This is a genomic window from Acinetobacter lwoffii (assembly GCF_015602705.1).
GTDB classification, from domain to species: Bacteria; Pseudomonadota; Gammaproteobacteria; order Pseudomonadales; family Moraxellaceae; genus Acinetobacter; species Acinetobacter lwoffii_E.
In genome coordinates this window covers 517,348-531,799 of sequence record NZ_CP059081.1, presented here as the reverse complement: position 1 = coordinate 531,799, position 14,452 = coordinate 517,348, and the positions used below count along the sequence as shown (strand labels likewise).

Below are 14,452 nucleotides of genomic sequence, written 5' to 3'. Positions count from 1 at the left end.
AAAAAAGTTCCCCTTATTTCAGAATTATTACCCATTTCATCTCATTTACAATTATTTCAGTGAATTTTGTTAGCTATACCTTAGTTGTATGACTAAAGATTCAAGAATTAACTTTTAAAAGAGTAACCAAATGAACAAAGTACAAATGAATTTATCAGATTATTTATTCATGCAATTTAAAACCATGACTCCCACTCTTGAACAAGTGGCAGCCATGTATTACCCCCATCTAAGTAAAGCAAAAATATTAGAAAAAGCGAGAAAAAAGGAATTTCCATTTATTTGCTACAAGATAGATGAAAGTCAAAAATCACCATACTTAGTTGATATTTTTGACTTAGCTTTTGTTTTAGACAAACGTTACAACGAACAAGCTAAAGAGTATGAAATTTTTACGAAGTCAGCTCTAACGAATTCTCAAAATTAAGGGTCTGTTTTCTTCGTTTAACTGATACATACCTTTCCAAACTCCCCCATGAATCGTGCAAACTAATTTGCTGTATCTGGGGGATAGTGAAACCTTGCTCAGCTAAACGGGTACACCCTTCATGTCTCAAATCATGGAATTTTAAATCATCTATTCCAAGCAACTTACAAGCTTTTCTAAATTCACCACCTATTGTTTTTGGACTAAGAGGTATCAGATATTCATCGCCATAGCCTCTTTTCAACATTCTAGCTCTAACTTCCTGCTCCGATAAAAGCTCAATAATTTTTTTACACTGAGGTAATACATTAAACTCCTTATGATTCCCTTTAGAGCCTGTTGGGTTTTTCAAATCACGTATTTTCCATGAGTTGTTATGAATGTCAAAATCACTTAATTCCATTCGAGTTATTTCCGCCTCACGTCTACATGAGTAAATTGCAAACCAAATAATCAAATGCATTGGATAACTGTAAGCAGGATTATTCCATTTATTGACAAAATACTTCGTCAATGCCGCCAACTCTTCATTCGTTGGAAGCCTATCTCTTTTTTGACTTGATGAAATTTGGCGTGTCTTTCTTAATTGTGCTGTTGCCTTATCGAAAGAATTTAGATCAATATCTATATCCCACATTACCGCTGCATGAGATAGCACCCCTCTAATATGTAAAAGCTCATGCTGGAGTGTACTAGATGCAACAGGAGCGAGTCTTAGATCTTCAATGCCTTTTTTGCGTAGAGCTACGTGTTCCGCAATATGAGTCGATTTAATTTTTGTGATAACATGCCGCGCGATTGGAAACTTCTGAATAAGTTTGAGTGAATATGTTTTAGTTCGTCCATACTCAGCTCCCACTTCCGCCAAATATTTCGAAATAGCGTTAGAAAGAGTTAGATCTATTACATCTTCTTGACCAAACAAAATTTCAGGATTTTCTTCTATTTCAGCTTCCCTTTTTGCTAACCAAATTGCTGCAACTTTCTTCGATCCAAATGTTTTACTTTCTTTATATATTGGTAAATCTTTTCGATTGATTCGAATTTCAGCACGATAGCGTATTGATCCATTGACTAACTTACGCTGCGTGATTGTACCCATTTTTACGCCTTATGATATTTTTACTTATTATGGCGTATTTATGGCGTAAATCAAATTTTAAAAAGAGCAAAAAAAGATGAAATAGATGCAAATAAATTCAACACAACACTGATTCAATAGGTTGATTTTCAATGAGTATTTTATCAAAACCAAGCAACACACAGAATCCTCGAATCAGTGTTGCGCCGATGATGGATTGGACCACCAAAGATTATCGTTTCTTTGCACGTCTGTTTAACCCGAATGTGATTATGTACACTGAAATGGTCACCACAGGTGCAATCATTTACGGTGATGCCAAACGTCATTTGGACTTTAATACAGAAGAACAGCCAATCGTGTTGCAACTCGGCGGCTCGAATCCAAAAGATCTCGCCACTTGTACCAAGATGGCACAGGACTGGGGCTATAACGAAGTCAATTTAAATGTAGGTTGCCCAAGTGACCGGGTACAGAATAATAAAATTGGTGCCTGTCTGATGGCGGAGCCTGATCTAGTCGCAGAATGTATTGCTGAAATGCGTCACGCGGTGGAGATTCCAGTGACCGTAAAACACCGGATCGGAATTGATGATATGCAATCTTATGAAGAGATGCTGCATTTTGTCGACACCGTGGCCAAAACCGGCTGTAATAACTTTATCGTGCATGCACGGATTGCCTTATTAAAAGGTCTATCACCTAAAGAAAACCGCGATGTGCCACCCCTACGTTATGAAGATGTCTACCGTTTAAAACAGGATCGTCCTGATCTGCTCATTGAGATCAACGGTGGGATTAAAACCTATGCCGAAACCCTGGAACATCTCAAATATGTGGATGGTGTGATGATTGGCCGCGAAGCCTATCATAATCCTTACTTACTGGCTGAACTGGGCCAACTGTGGAATCTGGATGCACCAGACCGTTTTGACATTATGCAACAGATGCTGCCTTATATTGCGCAGCGCATGGCCGAAGGTGCACCTTTATCCATTATTACCCGTCATATTCTGGGACTGTTCCAGAACTTGCCGGGTGCACGCAAATGGCGTCAGGCTTTAAGCGGTGGTAATGCTAAAACCTTGAAAGATGTAGAAACTGCACTCTTTAATATTCAGGAAGCCATGCAGCGTACCGAAGATTATGTACGTGAACATCAACAAGTTGAATCCTAAACACAAAAAGCACCGATCATCGGTGCTTTTTTATAGCGATTGCGCATGAGTTATTGCGTATACGCCGTGATATTACCGACCGGAATCGGCTCTTCCTGATAAGAAACATCTTGTAATGCAGGTTCAGCCACTGGTGTGATTAGAGAGCCGGAGACATTCTGGTTTGGTTCATCTACAGGTTCCAGATCATCCAAGGCTGAGGCCAGTTGCTGTAATTCTCGATCCAGTTGCTGACGATATTTTTCAATTTCAATTTCATCAATAAAAGCAAAGGCATCATCTTCAATCGACCAACTATACCCGCCATCTACCTTAAAGACTTTTACATGAATGGGATATTCCTCACCCTGATAATTCAGATGAGAAATGGCCTGAAACTCATTCCCCTGACGCTGGACAATTTTGACCTTTTTCACGGTAAAACGATAGTGTTGATAATCTCGATTGGAATTAAATTCACGTTGCATCTGCGTTTGAATATTTCTGGCCAGTTCATCCATCGAGACAAAATAACTGCATCCAGCCAGACAGGCGACCATCCATAACATCATGATTTTTTTCATAGCGCCCCCTCTTTTTTCTTTCCACTTCCTGCTTATAGCCGATATATACAGTATTTTTATCTTTGCTTATTCTGTGACCCATTTTATGCTTTTTTGCAAAAACAATAAACAAACAGCGCTTCGATTAAGACTAAATATTTATGGTTTCTATAGTTTTTTTGAATTAATGATAAAAAATCAGCTATAAAAAAACCCTGATGGATTCAGGGTTTTTTCGATACAGATCATTTTAAAAATCATCATCACTGGATGGATCACGATACAGGGCATCATGAATAGCTTCGATCAACTGCTGGGCAATCTCCTGCTTGGAGGCTTTTTCCAGATCACGTTTGTCTAGCTGATAATGCTCGGCAAAGAATACTGTCATGGCATTTTCATCCGAAGCAAAACCAATATCTGCACGTGAAACATCATTGCAGGCAATCATATCCAGCTTTTTCGCGACCAGCTTTCCAGCAGCATATTCTTCAATATTGCGGGTTTCTGCAGCAAATCCGACCATAAATGGACGTTTTTCCTGCTGGGCAATGGTCGCGACAATATCTGGATTTTTCACCAAGGCTACATTCAGTTCATCACCAGCTTTCTTGATTTTATGCTCGGCTACTTCTGCCACACGGTAATCGGCTACTGCAGCTGTCGCAATAAAGATATCGCAACCATTTTCCAGCATCTGCATGCTTTCATTCAGCATTTGTACGGCAGAAGAAACATTCTTACGTTTTACGCCATTTGGGGTATCCAGACTGACCGGCCCTGCAATCAAGGTGACATTTGCCCCTGCTGCATAACAGGCGGCAGCCAATGCAAAGCCCATTTTTCCGGTACTGTGATTGGAAATATAACGCACTGGATCAATCGCTTCGCGGGTCGGGCCTGCGGTAATCGTGACTTGTTTACCAGCAAGCAGGCCAAATTTTTCCGCAATCGCACGTTGGGCTTTATGGAAATATTCGGTTACCTGATGCGCTAAATCTTCCGGCTCAGGCATCCGGCCCAAACCTACATCACCACAAGCCTGTGATCCTGCGTCCGGCATGATCACATGCACACCGTCTTCGATCAGTGTCGCAAGATTACGCTGCGTTGCTTTCGCCGCCCACATTTGCTGGTTCATGGCGGGTGCCACCCAGACCGGCGCTTTTGTTGCCAGATAGAGAGTACTTAAGAGATCATCAGCCAAACCTGCGGCAAACTTTGCCAAGGTGTCACAGCTGGCCGGTGCTACCAGCACCAGATCCGCCCAGCGTGCCAGCTCAATATGACCCATGCCGGCTTCTGCTTCAGTATCCAGCAATTCAGTATGTACGGGATTGCCCGATAAGGCTTGAAAGGTTAAAGGTGTAATAAAAGCCTGTGCACCGTGAGTCATGACGACCCGCACATCAAATCCGGCATCTTTCAGACGGCGGACCAAAATTGCACTTTTATAGGCAGCAATACCGCCAGTGACGGCCAAAATGATATTTTTATGAGGAATTACACTTAGATCAAAGCTCACGAACAGATTACCTTGCTGTTGCAGTGGGGCTCACAATAGCATTAAATAATCGCATTCCCAAGAGATCGGCTTGCGGGAAAACTGATAATTCATAATAAATAAGTCTAATAACTATGCAATTTTCTATTAAAAACTGGCCGGAACAAGAACGGCCGCGAGAACGCTTAATTCAATATGGTGCAGAAAGTCTGTCCGATGCCGAGCTACTAGCCATCTTTCTGCGTTCGGGTTCCCAGCAACATTCGGCAGTTGATCTGGCGCGATTGCTGATTCAACATTTTGGTCATTTGACTGCGTTGCTCGATGCACCTTTACAGGAAGTCAGCCAGTTTCATGGCATGGGCATCAGTAAATATACCCAACTGATGGCCGTCAAGGAACTGGGACGGCGTTACATAGCCGAGCACCTGAAACAGGATGCACTGGAACTTACCAATTCCAAGCGGTTGAGAGATTACTTACGTTTTGAACTGCTCGGTGAAACTCAGGAAGTGTTTGCCGTGCTGTGTCTGGATGCCAGTTTAAGAAAAATTGCCTTTAAAAAACTGTTTTATGGCTCCATCAATGCATGTGATATTTCTATTAATCAATTGCTACGTTATGCCATTAGCCAGCAGGCAACCTCAATTGTCATTGCACATAATCATCCGCTGGGTCGGCCCTCTCCATCCAAGGCTGACCTGGCATTGACCCGCCAGATTCAACAGGCTTGCCAGCTGGTAGATATCCATTTAATCGACCATTGCATCATTGCTTTGGAGGGCAGCTTTTCCTTTGCTGAGCAGCAACTCATCAAACCGGAAATGCAGTATTGAATAGCACTTGACAAAGCAGGCACAACTCCACAAGATCATGAAAAAAATTGTGATGATTCCAATAAATGATCGTACGTGACCAGCCGACTGTTTTTAAACTGCTGTTTTCTTGGCGGGGGACGATTTTACCTAAAGTTTTGCCACCTTTAGGCGTAGTGATGCTGATGTCAGCCATCATCGGTGGCTTGTCACATATTGGTTATTTTCATTTTCCAGAATTACCCCTGGTCGGCTTTACCCTGATTGGAGTGGTACTGTCGATCTTTCTCGGATTTAAGAACTCGGCCTGTTATGACCGCTGGTGGGAAGCGCGCAAACTTTGGGGCATTTTGATTGCCAATTCACGTCATTTTGACCGTGATTGCCGGATGCTGTCTCAAGGTCGCCGTGAACGTGTAATTCAGCATGTGATTGTCTTTGCCAATGTCCTCCGTGACCGGCTACGCCATCAGACAGCCAATCCGACGGAACTTGTGGAAACCAGCGGCATGAGCCAGCAGGCTGTGACCCAGCTCTATCAGCAGGCCAATGCGCCGCAATATACCTTAAGCCTGATTCAATGGGAGTTAATGCAGGCGCTCAAAGAAGGTGAAATCTCCGACATCATCTATATGCAGATGAATAATCATGTAGCAGAACTAAGTATTGTCCAGACTGGTTGTGACCGGATTGCAACAACGCCTTTGCCTTTTGCCTATTCGGTCTTGCTCAATCGTACCGTCTATTTTTTCTGTTTTATTTTACCTTTTAGTTTAGGTTCAACGCTTGGTCTGTTTACGCCTTTACTGGTTGGAATTTTGGCTTATACCTTTTTAGGATTAGATGCTCTAAGTTCGGAAATTGAAGAGCCTTTTGGTACTCAGAGTAATGACTTGCCGCTGGACTCGATGGTACGTACGATTGAAATTGAACTGTTAGGGACTTTAGGTAAACCGACGCCACCACCGATTCAGGCTCAAGATCATAATTTGCTTTAATTTATAATTCTCTCCTCGCCCTTTGTTATTAGTAGCGAAGGGAAAATCTTCTCTCAAATGAAAAAGATCGAGGTAAAGGAATGACTAAACAAAACTCTCCCAAATCCCGACCTGCCCCGGTTTAAGACTCGGGACATTGCCCAGTTTAATCCAGGGCATGTGATCGCCATGAAAATCACTGCCAATCGAAACTTTAAGATCATATTCAGTAATCATTCGATCCACCATCTGCCGGGTGAAACTTGGTTCAATCGCCGGTGGCAGCTCGACGGCATCTCCACCGAACTTGGCAAAGATCTCGATCAGGTAGCGAATATTGGTCGCAGATAAATCATATTTGGTCGGATGTGCCAGCACGGCGAAGCCGCCACTTTCATGAATTACCTGAATGGTATCTTCCAGACTCAAGCCATCAAATTTGACATAGGCTTTCTTACCTTCCTTGATGTATTTATCAAAAGCCTGTTGCGGACGCGTCACAATCCCCTTTTCTACCAGCGTTTTGGCAATATGGGTCCGTGTCACCCGATCAGGGATATGGTCGACTTTGACCAGTACATCAGCATAAATATCTTCACCAATTAAAGGAACCAGCAGATCACAAATCTGTTTAGAACGTTCAGCCCGGATTTTCTTTTGCTGATTGAGGGCTTTTTGTAAAGGCTCAGGATTTTGCATATTTAGCGCGACGATATGCACGCCATAGTTTTTCTTGGTGGCAGGACGTGACCATTGGCTGGATATTTCCACCCCGGAAATGATCTTAATCTCATGATTTTTGGCAGCTTCTTCCGCCAATACCAAACCGTCCATGGTGTCATGATCCGTCAGGGCCAAAGTATGGACAAGTTTTTCCACAGCCGCTTCGACCAATTGCTGAGGACTGAAAGTTCCATCAGAAATATTACTATGTGTATGTAAATCTACGCCGTGCATCTCTATACTATGACATTTATTTGATCAGATTTAGATACTCTAACATGAAAGCACTTTTAGACTTTGTGCCACTCATTATTTTCTTTTATTTATATAAAACTGTAGATCCAAAAGACACTGACCATCAATTGCTGCAATTGATCGGTTCTGCGGGGGGTGTCGACAATAATAATATTCTTGTTGCAACCACAGGTCTGATTATTTCCATGTTGGTCGTCTATGGTGCGTTATTTGTCATACAAAAATTCCGTCTGGACAAGCAGCAATGGATTGTCTTGTTTATGACGGTGATTTTTGGTGGCATCACTCTGATCCTCAGCGATGATTTCTATATTCGTCTGAAAGCCGTGTTATTGAATCTGGTCTTTGCAGGTGTCTTTTTCTTATCCCCTTGGTTTAGCAAGGATAAAAAGCCTCTGATCCAGCGGTTATTTGGTCCAGTATTCAATCTAAGCGAAAAAGGCTGGTTCAAGCTGAACTATGCTTGGGTTGCCATGTTCGTACTGATGTCATTTCTGCATACCTTTTTCGCCTATTTGTGGATGGATGGAAAATATTGGGGCGAATTTACCGCATTCGGTGACATGATCGTGATGTTTTCCTTTATCATTATTCAGTTTATTGTATTGCGCAAATACTTTAAGACCGCTGAATAAGTCCAACTACAAACGATTGAGAGTCATCATGCCATTATTCGTCGTTAGCTGTACCGATCGGGAAGGTACAGTTGAAAAACGCCTCGCGATTCGTCCACAACATCTTGCACGTCTGGAACAGTTAAATGCTGAAGGTCGCCTGATTGTTGCAGGTGCCATGCCTAAAGATCCAGCCAATCCACAGGCCGGTTTTTATGGCAGTACCATTATTGTCGATTTTGACAGTCGTGAAGCGCTGGATACATGGCTACAGGATGAACCTTTCTTAAAAGAAGGGGTGTACGAACACATCGATGTCAAACCATTCAATAAAGCATTCCCTCAAGGATAAGGTTCATGCGTGTTGTTACTGCCAGTATCATTGGCCTATGTTTTATGATTTCTCCAGTATGGGCAGTCGAAGTTGCGCCTGCTCCTGTGACTCAGGGAAATCAGACAGCACAACCTCAAGGGACAGCAGTGACTGTCCAAACCCAGTCTACGCCGAAACCTGCCATTATTCCTGCCGTAGCGTCTTCTGCCCAATCGGTGACACCTGCTGAAAATAAACCGTTAACCGCAGAAGAAATCGCCAAGCTCAAAGCCCAGCAAGATGCCAAGGTAAAAGCCTTAGTCAAAGATCAGGCCACCCGTTTGCAGCAACTGGAAAAAGCCAATCTGGAAGCACTATCGCAAAATCAGGAATTGCAGCTCAAGAATGACAATCTAGGGGTTCAGGTACAGGTACTGCAAAGCGAACGCAGTGCCCAGATGTTCCTCTACGGCGCTGCAACCCTGGCTGTGGGGGTATTGCTCGGCTTCCTGATCGCGAGCTATGTTTATACCAAACGTCGCCGTCAATGGTAAGCTATAGCCCTTCCCGATATCTTTAAGGTTGTACCCGTTTTGTCACACGCAATTCAAACTGCTGATCTGGATTGGCAATTGGTGGATGGTATTGATGTGCCTGTATCCAAGCAATTTGGTGATGTGTATTTTTCCAAAGACAATGGCTTGCTGGAAACCCGGCATGTCTTTTTAAATGGCAATGATCTCAGTACGCGTCTGGCAGATTTAAAACCTTTTGAATATTTCTGTGTCGGTGAAACGGGTTTTGGTACTGGTTTAAATATTCTGGCCCTGTGGCAGCTCTGGCAACAGGTGCGTCCGGACAATCACAGTCATCTGCATGCGATTTCAGTTGAAAAATTCCCTCTTTCTAAAACCGATCTGATTCGAGCCTTAAATGCCTGGCCAGAACTCAAGCCTTTAGCTCATCAACTCATCTCTCAATATCCGATGCCAATTGCCGGCTGTCATCGTCTCAGTTTTCCTGAAGAGCGATTCAGTCTGGATCTATGGCTGGGTGATGCACATGATGTTTTCCCGGTAATTGAAAAAACTGCGCCGGTGAACGCTTGGTTCCTGGATGGTTTTGCGCCTTCCTGCAATCCAGACATGTGGGAAGAAAATGTTTTAAATAATATTGTACGTTTATCCGAGATCGGTACCACTTTCGCCTCTTTCAGTGTTGCTGGCGTCTTAAAACGTGGCTTAAAAAATCATGGGATTTCAATTTCCCGCCCACGTGGTTTTAAGCATAAGCGTGAAATGCTGAAAGCGATCTGGAATCCGGCTGAGGAAAGCAACCCATCTTCAGCGCAGGAAACAACTCAAAAAAAAACTGAGCGAGATACAAAGACCAATATCAGACCTCGTCAAATCGCTGTGATTGGCGCTGGAATCGGTGGTTTAAGTAGCGCATGGGCATTCGCTCAACGCGGTCATCAAGTCACGATCTACGACCAGTCAGCGCCCCTCTCCGGAGGTTCTGGCAATCCACTGGCTTTGCTCAATCCCAAACTCTGTCCAGTTGAGCAAAGTGCTGAACATCTGATGACCTTGGCCTGGCAACATGCCTTAAATCATTATCAAAAATTTAAAGCTTTCCGCCCGATTCAGGTGAATCAGTTCGCCTTAAAAAATCCTGAACAGCTTTTAGGATTGGCAGATGAATATCCTGAAAAAATTCTTACTGTAAAAGATACAGAAGATCAAGAGGTTCAAACCGAATTTCCAAGTTTAAAACTGTTAGAAGCTGGTGTGGTTTCACCGCCTCAATTGCGTGATGAAATTCTACAGAATGTAAATATCCGATATCAACAGGCCAAAATTAGCCATATTGAAGCTACTATAAAACCTCAGCTATTTTCAGATGAACAGGATCTAGGTGAATTTGATCATGTGATTGTCTGTACTGCGCGAGATACAACACAATTCTTTGCAGATTATCCGGCTCTGAAACCGATTCGTGGACAGGTCAGTTGGCTCAACAATAAAACTCAACCTTTAAGCCAAAATACAGCCTATAGCTACGGTGGCTATTGTATGCAGCTGGATGCTGAACATCTGATCTTGGGTGCTTCTTTCTATCCAGGTCGAGATGATATCGAGGTGTTAGCAGAAGACCATGTACACAACTACGAATTGATCCACAGTGTATTCCCAGAATATGCACAGTCATTAGCTTCTACCGATACCTGGCAAGGTCGTGCATCGGTACGCGCGCAAAGTCAGGATTATTTTCCCCTACTGGGTAAAATGAAAGCGGATGAGGAAGTTTATAGCTTTGCTGGTCTCGGTTCTAAAGGCTTTCTGTTTGCGCCGCTCTGTAGTGAAATTCTGGTAGCCCAGATTCTCTGCGAAGCCTGTCCGGTGCCATCCAGTTTAGTAAAAAAACTCAGTGTGACCCGTTTTCAAAAGAAAGTGAAAATGAAGAAACCGTATTTTAAGCTACAAATTTAATTACTATTTTGAATGAATCCCCCTAAATCCCCCTTTAAAAAAGGGGGGACTTTTCTCTACTTTTATGAATAAATAGAATAGATGTAGCTCCTCCCTTTAGAAAAGGGAGGTTGGGAGGCATTAAATCTCACCCATTAAAAAAGCGCCTTGCGGCGCTTTTTTTTGACAGAATGCTTATACACCCTGTTCAAGCGGTAAGCCTGCATCACGGGCAGCACGAGTACCACCCATCAGAATGACATATTCACGTGAGCTGTCAAAACCCTCTAGTTTTTCCGCAGCACGTGGAGCTTTACTGCCCCCACCACACAAGATGTAAATGGGTTGATCCGCTGACACCTGAGTTAGGCTTTCTGCTGAAAGATCGTTAATGGGCTGATTCACCGCCCCTTTCACGTGTGCTTCAGCAAAAGCACTTGAATCGCGTACATCCCAGATAATTGCATTTTCTGGGAACTCAAATGTTGTAATTTCTTGCTTACGGATCATTGCGCACTCCTTTGATGTAAAACAACACTTGGCAAATGAAGAAAACATCCCTAGCATCTCAGATATTCTTTCCCTTTGTAAAGGTCTAAACTATGCCTTCTTTCGATATTGTTTCTGAATTAGAAATTTTTGAAGTAAATCATGCAGTTCAAAACACCCAAAAAGAAATTGCGACCCGCTTTGATTTCCGTGGTCAGGACGTTTCTATTGAACTGAATGAAAAAAACAAGGAAATCAAAATCTCGACTGAAAGCGATTTCCAGTGTGAACAAGTCTATAGCATGCTGGAAAGTCATTTCTTTAAACGCAAAGTCGATATTCAGGCGCTTGATCCACAAAAAATGACGGCTTCTGGCAAAAATGTGATTCAGGTCATCAAGCTTAAAGATGGTCTTGACTCAGATACCGCAAAAAAAATTAATAAAGCCATTAAAGAAAGTGGGATTAAGGCGCAATCTTCTATTCAGGGCGACAAGATTCGTGTGACTGATAAAAAACGCGATACCTTGCAGCAAGTAATGGCATTCTTGAAAGAACAGCAATTTGGTTTGCCTTTACAGTTCAATAACTTTAAAGATTAAGACCATCCTGTGTCTTGAAGAAGGAATTATGGCAAAGAACAACCGATTAGCCAGATTAGTCAAAGCCACTGCACGATTACCGCAAGGCATTCGTACTGCTTTGTTAAGTAAAACTTTTGGCCGGGTGGTCCCGATGGTCGGCTCTGCCAAGATTCGTTATGAGGAAATGAGTGCGTCCAAAGTGGTAGTAAGTATGGCCAATCATAAAGCCATGCAGAACCATATCGGACAAATCCATGCATGTGCAATGGCCCTGCTGGCAGAAACAGCAACAGGATTTGTAACCGCAATGAATGTACCGGATAGCGCAGTGGTTTTGATTAAGAGTCTAAAAGTAGACTTTAAACGTCCGACCAAAGGTGCCCTGACGGCAGTTGCTACCTTGACTACTGAACAGCAACGGCTTATGCAAAGTTCAGACAAAGGTGAAACACTGGTTCATGTTATGGTAAGTGATGAATCAGGTGAAGCACCGATTCAATGCGAGATGCTCTGGGCCTGGATTGCCAAAAAGCAATTGAAGCAGACCTGATATCAATACAGACAAAAAAAATCCCAGATCATTAATCTGGGATTTTTTATTTCAAGTCATCATTGTGCTGTTTGGGATTCTAAAAGCTTCTGTTTTGCTTCTTCTGGAATCAGACGTTTGTTACCTTTGACATCTACCGCAACAAAGGTAAACACCCCTTCAGTTACCCGAATTGGTGGGCGTGAATCATCATGACTGTCCCAAACCTCGATTTCCATCTGGATAGAGGTCTTGCCAACTTTTAAAATTTTGGTATAACAACTAATCACGTCCCCGACTTTCACCGGGACCAGAAACGTCATCTGGTTAATTGAAATCGTGGCACAACGTCCCTTTGAAAATCGCTCTGCGTGAATCGCGCCTGCCAAGTCCATTTGTGAAACGATCCAGCCACCAAAGACATCACCACTCCAGTTGGTATCTGCAGGCATTGCGATCGTCTGTAGGGAAAGAATCCCCTCTGGTCTTACTTGAGAATCTGACACTTTCACTCCAGGCATTTGAATTAGGGTTGGGTATTTAACTGCTGATCAAGCCATTTTTGCAGCTCGCTTGACCGTAATGCACCGCTTATTCTAGCAATTTCGTTGCTTTTATTCATCAACACCAGCGTCGGAATACTGCGAACATTAAATGCCGAACTTAAGCGAGGATTGGCTTCTGTATCAATTTTTGCAAAAACCACATTTGGATATTGCTGGGCGACAGTCGCAAAATGCGGTGCCATCATTTTACAGGGACCACACCATTCTGCCCAGAGATCAATCAGGATTGGCAAGTCACTATGCGTGACAAACTGGCTGAAATTCTGCTCATTCAGCTCAATTGGTACCAGTGGAATCAGGGCTTGATGACATTGACCACAAGCAGGGTTGGCAGTGAGTTTATCTTCAGGGACACGGTTTTTGGCCAGACATTCCGGACATACAATAATCATCTAGCGCACTCCAATATGTTGATGTAAGAATTCTAATTGGGTCGAAACTGCTTTTTCAAACCATTCGCCATGATAAATATCAAAATGTCGCATATTCCACTCATGATATTGTACAAATGGTGCAATATTAGTTGCAGTTTCCCGACTGGATTCAATGGGAATCAGACTATCCTGTTTTGCCGCAATAAACAGGACTGGAATGTTAATCTTTCTTACTTCCTGAATCGGCCGATAGCGCATCAGTTTAAAGAATGCCCGTGCAGGAATATGACCACTCCAGTAATAATCCGGATTGACAATCGACAGATAACCTTCATAACTGTCCTGTGTCGGCATAAAACATAGCTCATGCGGATCAACTACAGGTAAGGTTTTTGGTGCCATACCAACCTTGGCCCCCATATAATCCTGACTGGAAACTTTAAGCGCCTTGGGGAGTTGCTGTAAAGGATATAGTTGGGCACTTTCAGCCCCATCGACAAAAGGCACCTGTACCATCGCCGCCTGAATATTTTTCAGCTCTGCTGCAAGTGTCAATACATGCCCACCACTTAAGGCCGTACCCCAGAGCACGATCCGTTTACTGTCAATCGATTTGCGTTCCTGAATATGTCTGATCATGGTTCGCCAGTCATCGAGCTGGGCATTGATCGACACCAGTTCACGTGGACGCCCAGTGCTGCCGCCCCAATAGCGATAGTCAAATAAAACCACCGCATAGCCGGCACTGGCAAAACGCTGGGCATATTGCACCAGTTTAAATTGACGTAAGGCAGCCAGACCATGAGCCATCAGGATTACGGCCGGTTTTTCTATATTTTTAGGCCGATAAAAATCTGCAGCAATCACTTCCTGACCGCTTTTGACATACAGTGGTTCAACTGTATAAGCCTGCATACGCGCTCCATTGCGTTATCTTATGGTTATCATCATTTATAAAAATTTCAGAACAGGTTCAGCATGTTTTCAGCTTAATGCTATCATAAAGCATA

Annotated in this window: 18 protein-coding genes; 10 read left to right on the top strand and 8 right to left on the bottom strand. The window is 43.1% G+C overall.

The features are described from left to right. The first annotated feature begins 130 nt into the window (after positions 1 to 130). Positions 131 to 427, top strand: coding sequence for a pyocin activator PrtN family protein (locus tag H0S56_RS02545; protein ID WP_004281614.1), 297 nt, complete (start codon positions 131 to 133; stop codon positions 425 to 427). Here H0S56_RS02545 and H0S56_RS02540 read toward each other — a convergent pair. Then, on the bottom strand, positions 393 to 1,529 hold the full coding sequence (locus H0S56_RS02540; RefSeq protein ID WP_005252908.1) for a site-specific integrase: 1,137 nt from the start codon (positions 1,527 to 1,529) through the stop codon (positions 393 to 395). The genes H0S56_RS02545 and H0S56_RS02540 overlap by 35 nt on opposite strands. Before the next feature lie 131 nt (positions 1,530 to 1,660). Here H0S56_RS02540 and dusA point away from each other — a divergent pair, with 131 nt between their 5' ends. Next, a complete protein-coding gene (dusA, locus tag H0S56_RS02535; RefSeq protein ID WP_195725585.1) occupies positions 1,661 to 2,686 on the top strand; it encodes a tRNA dihydrouridine(20/20a) synthase DusA in 1,026 nt (341 codons plus the stop codon). A gap of 50 nt (positions 2,687 to 2,736) precedes the next feature. Here dusA and H0S56_RS02530 read toward each other — a convergent pair whose 3' ends face one another. Both H0S56_RS02530 and coaBC read right to left on the bottom strand, forming a co-directional pair. After that, positions 2,737 to 3,249 carry a hypothetical protein gene (locus H0S56_RS02530; protein WP_004281611.1) on the bottom strand — a complete coding sequence of 171 codons (513 nt, stop codon included), beginning with the start codon at positions 3,247 to 3,249 and terminating at the stop codon, positions 2,737 to 2,739. 229 nt (positions 3,250 to 3,478) lie between these two features. Continuing rightward, a complete protein-coding gene (coaBC, locus tag H0S56_RS02525; RefSeq protein WP_195725584.1) occupies positions 3,479 to 4,753 on the bottom strand; it encodes a bifunctional phosphopantothenoylcysteine decarboxylase/phosphopantothenate--cysteine ligase CoaBC in 1,275 nt (424 codons plus the stop codon). A gap of 113 nt (positions 4,754 to 4,866) precedes the next feature. Here coaBC and radC point away from each other — a divergent pair, with 113 nt between their 5' ends. Then, positions 4,867 to 5,568: a RadC family protein gene (gene radC, locus H0S56_RS02520; RefSeq protein ID WP_005248144.1), complete on the top strand. Its 702-nt coding sequence runs from the start codon at positions 4,867 to 4,869 to the stop codon at positions 5,566 to 5,568. Between the two features lie 65 nt (positions 5,569 to 5,633). Beyond that, positions 5,634 to 6,545: a bestrophin family protein gene (locus H0S56_RS02515; RefSeq protein ID WP_114541813.1), complete on the top strand. Its 912-nt coding sequence runs from the start codon at positions 5,634 to 5,636 to the stop codon at positions 6,543 to 6,545. An 84-nt stretch (positions 6,546 to 6,629) separates the two neighbouring features. Here the strand turns inward: H0S56_RS02515 and H0S56_RS02510 are convergent, their stop codons facing one another. Then, positions 6,630 to 7,481, bottom strand: coding sequence for a PHP domain-containing protein (locus tag H0S56_RS02510; protein ID WP_195725583.1), 852 nt, complete (start codon positions 7,479 to 7,481; stop codon positions 6,630 to 6,632). A gap of 44 nt (positions 7,482 to 7,525) precedes the next feature. Here H0S56_RS02510 and H0S56_RS02505 point away from each other — a divergent pair, with 44 nt between their 5' ends. From H0S56_RS02505 to mnmC, 4 genes are read left to right on the top strand one after another with little or no spacing between them, the layout of a single operon-like run. Further along, the gene (locus H0S56_RS02505) at positions 7,526 to 8,137 is read left to right on the top strand and encodes a septation protein IspZ (RefSeq protein ID WP_004281606.1); all 612 of its coding nucleotides are present in this window, start codon (positions 7,526 to 7,528) and stop codon (positions 8,135 to 8,137) included. Between the two features lie 28 nt (positions 8,138 to 8,165). After that, positions 8,166 to 8,468, top strand: coding sequence for a YciI family protein (locus tag H0S56_RS02500; protein WP_004281605.1), 303 nt, complete (start codon positions 8,166 to 8,168; stop codon positions 8,466 to 8,468). A 5-nt stretch (positions 8,469 to 8,473) separates the two neighbouring features. Beyond that, positions 8,474 to 8,983: a hypothetical protein gene (locus H0S56_RS02495; protein WP_005252915.1), complete on the top strand. Its 510-nt coding sequence runs from the start codon at positions 8,474 to 8,476 to the stop codon at positions 8,981 to 8,983. Positions 8,984 to 9,022: 39 nt separating this feature from the next. Continuing rightward, positions 9,023 to 10,921 (top strand): FAD-dependent 5-carboxymethylaminomethyl-2-thiouridine(34) oxidoreductase MnmC, encoded by a 1,899-nt coding sequence (gene mnmC, locus H0S56_RS02490; RefSeq protein WP_195725582.1) that lies wholly within the window; start codon positions 9,023 to 9,025, stop codon positions 10,919 to 10,921. Between the two features lie 174 nt (positions 10,922 to 11,095). Here mnmC and H0S56_RS02485 read toward each other — a convergent pair whose 3' ends face one another. Next, entirely contained in the window at positions 11,096 to 11,410 is a 315-nt protein-coding gene (locus H0S56_RS02485) for a rhodanese-like domain-containing protein (RefSeq protein ID WP_005101788.1), read from the bottom strand. Positions 11,411 to 11,502: 92 nt separating this feature from the next. On the opposite strand from H0S56_RS02485, the gene H0S56_RS02480 reads away from it, so the two are divergent. Beyond that, the gene (locus tag H0S56_RS02480; RefSeq protein WP_004281601.1) at positions 11,503 to 11,991 is read left to right on the top strand and encodes a YajQ family cyclic di-GMP-binding protein; all 489 of its coding nucleotides are present in this window, start codon (positions 11,503 to 11,505) and stop codon (positions 11,989 to 11,991) included. A 28-nt stretch (positions 11,992 to 12,019) separates the two neighbouring features. Beyond that, complete coding sequence (locus H0S56_RS02475) at positions 12,020 to 12,523, top strand: DUF4442 domain-containing protein (protein ID WP_005252918.1); 504 nt, start codon at positions 12,020 to 12,022, stop codon at positions 12,521 to 12,523. A gap of 59 nt (positions 12,524 to 12,582) precedes the next feature. Here the strand turns inward: H0S56_RS02475 and H0S56_RS02470 are convergent, their stop codons facing one another. The 3 genes from H0S56_RS02470 to H0S56_RS02460 are packed head-to-tail and all read right to left on the bottom strand — an operon-like array spanning position 12,583 to position 14,357. Beyond that, positions 12,583 to 13,023, bottom strand: a complete 441-nt coding sequence (locus H0S56_RS02470) for an acyl-CoA thioesterase (protein ID WP_153566559.1) — start codon at positions 13,021 to 13,023, stop codon at positions 12,583 to 12,585. A gap of 5 nt (positions 13,024 to 13,028) precedes the next feature. Next, on the bottom strand, positions 13,029 to 13,460 hold the full coding sequence (gene trxC, locus H0S56_RS02465) for a thioredoxin TrxC (protein ID WP_005101783.1): 432 nt from the start codon (positions 13,458 to 13,460) through the stop codon (positions 13,029 to 13,031). Continuing rightward, complete coding sequence (locus H0S56_RS02460; protein WP_195725581.1) at positions 13,461 to 14,357, bottom strand: alpha/beta hydrolase; 897 nt, start codon at positions 14,355 to 14,357, stop codon at positions 13,461 to 13,463. Positions 14,358 to 14,452 lie beyond the last annotated feature (95 nt).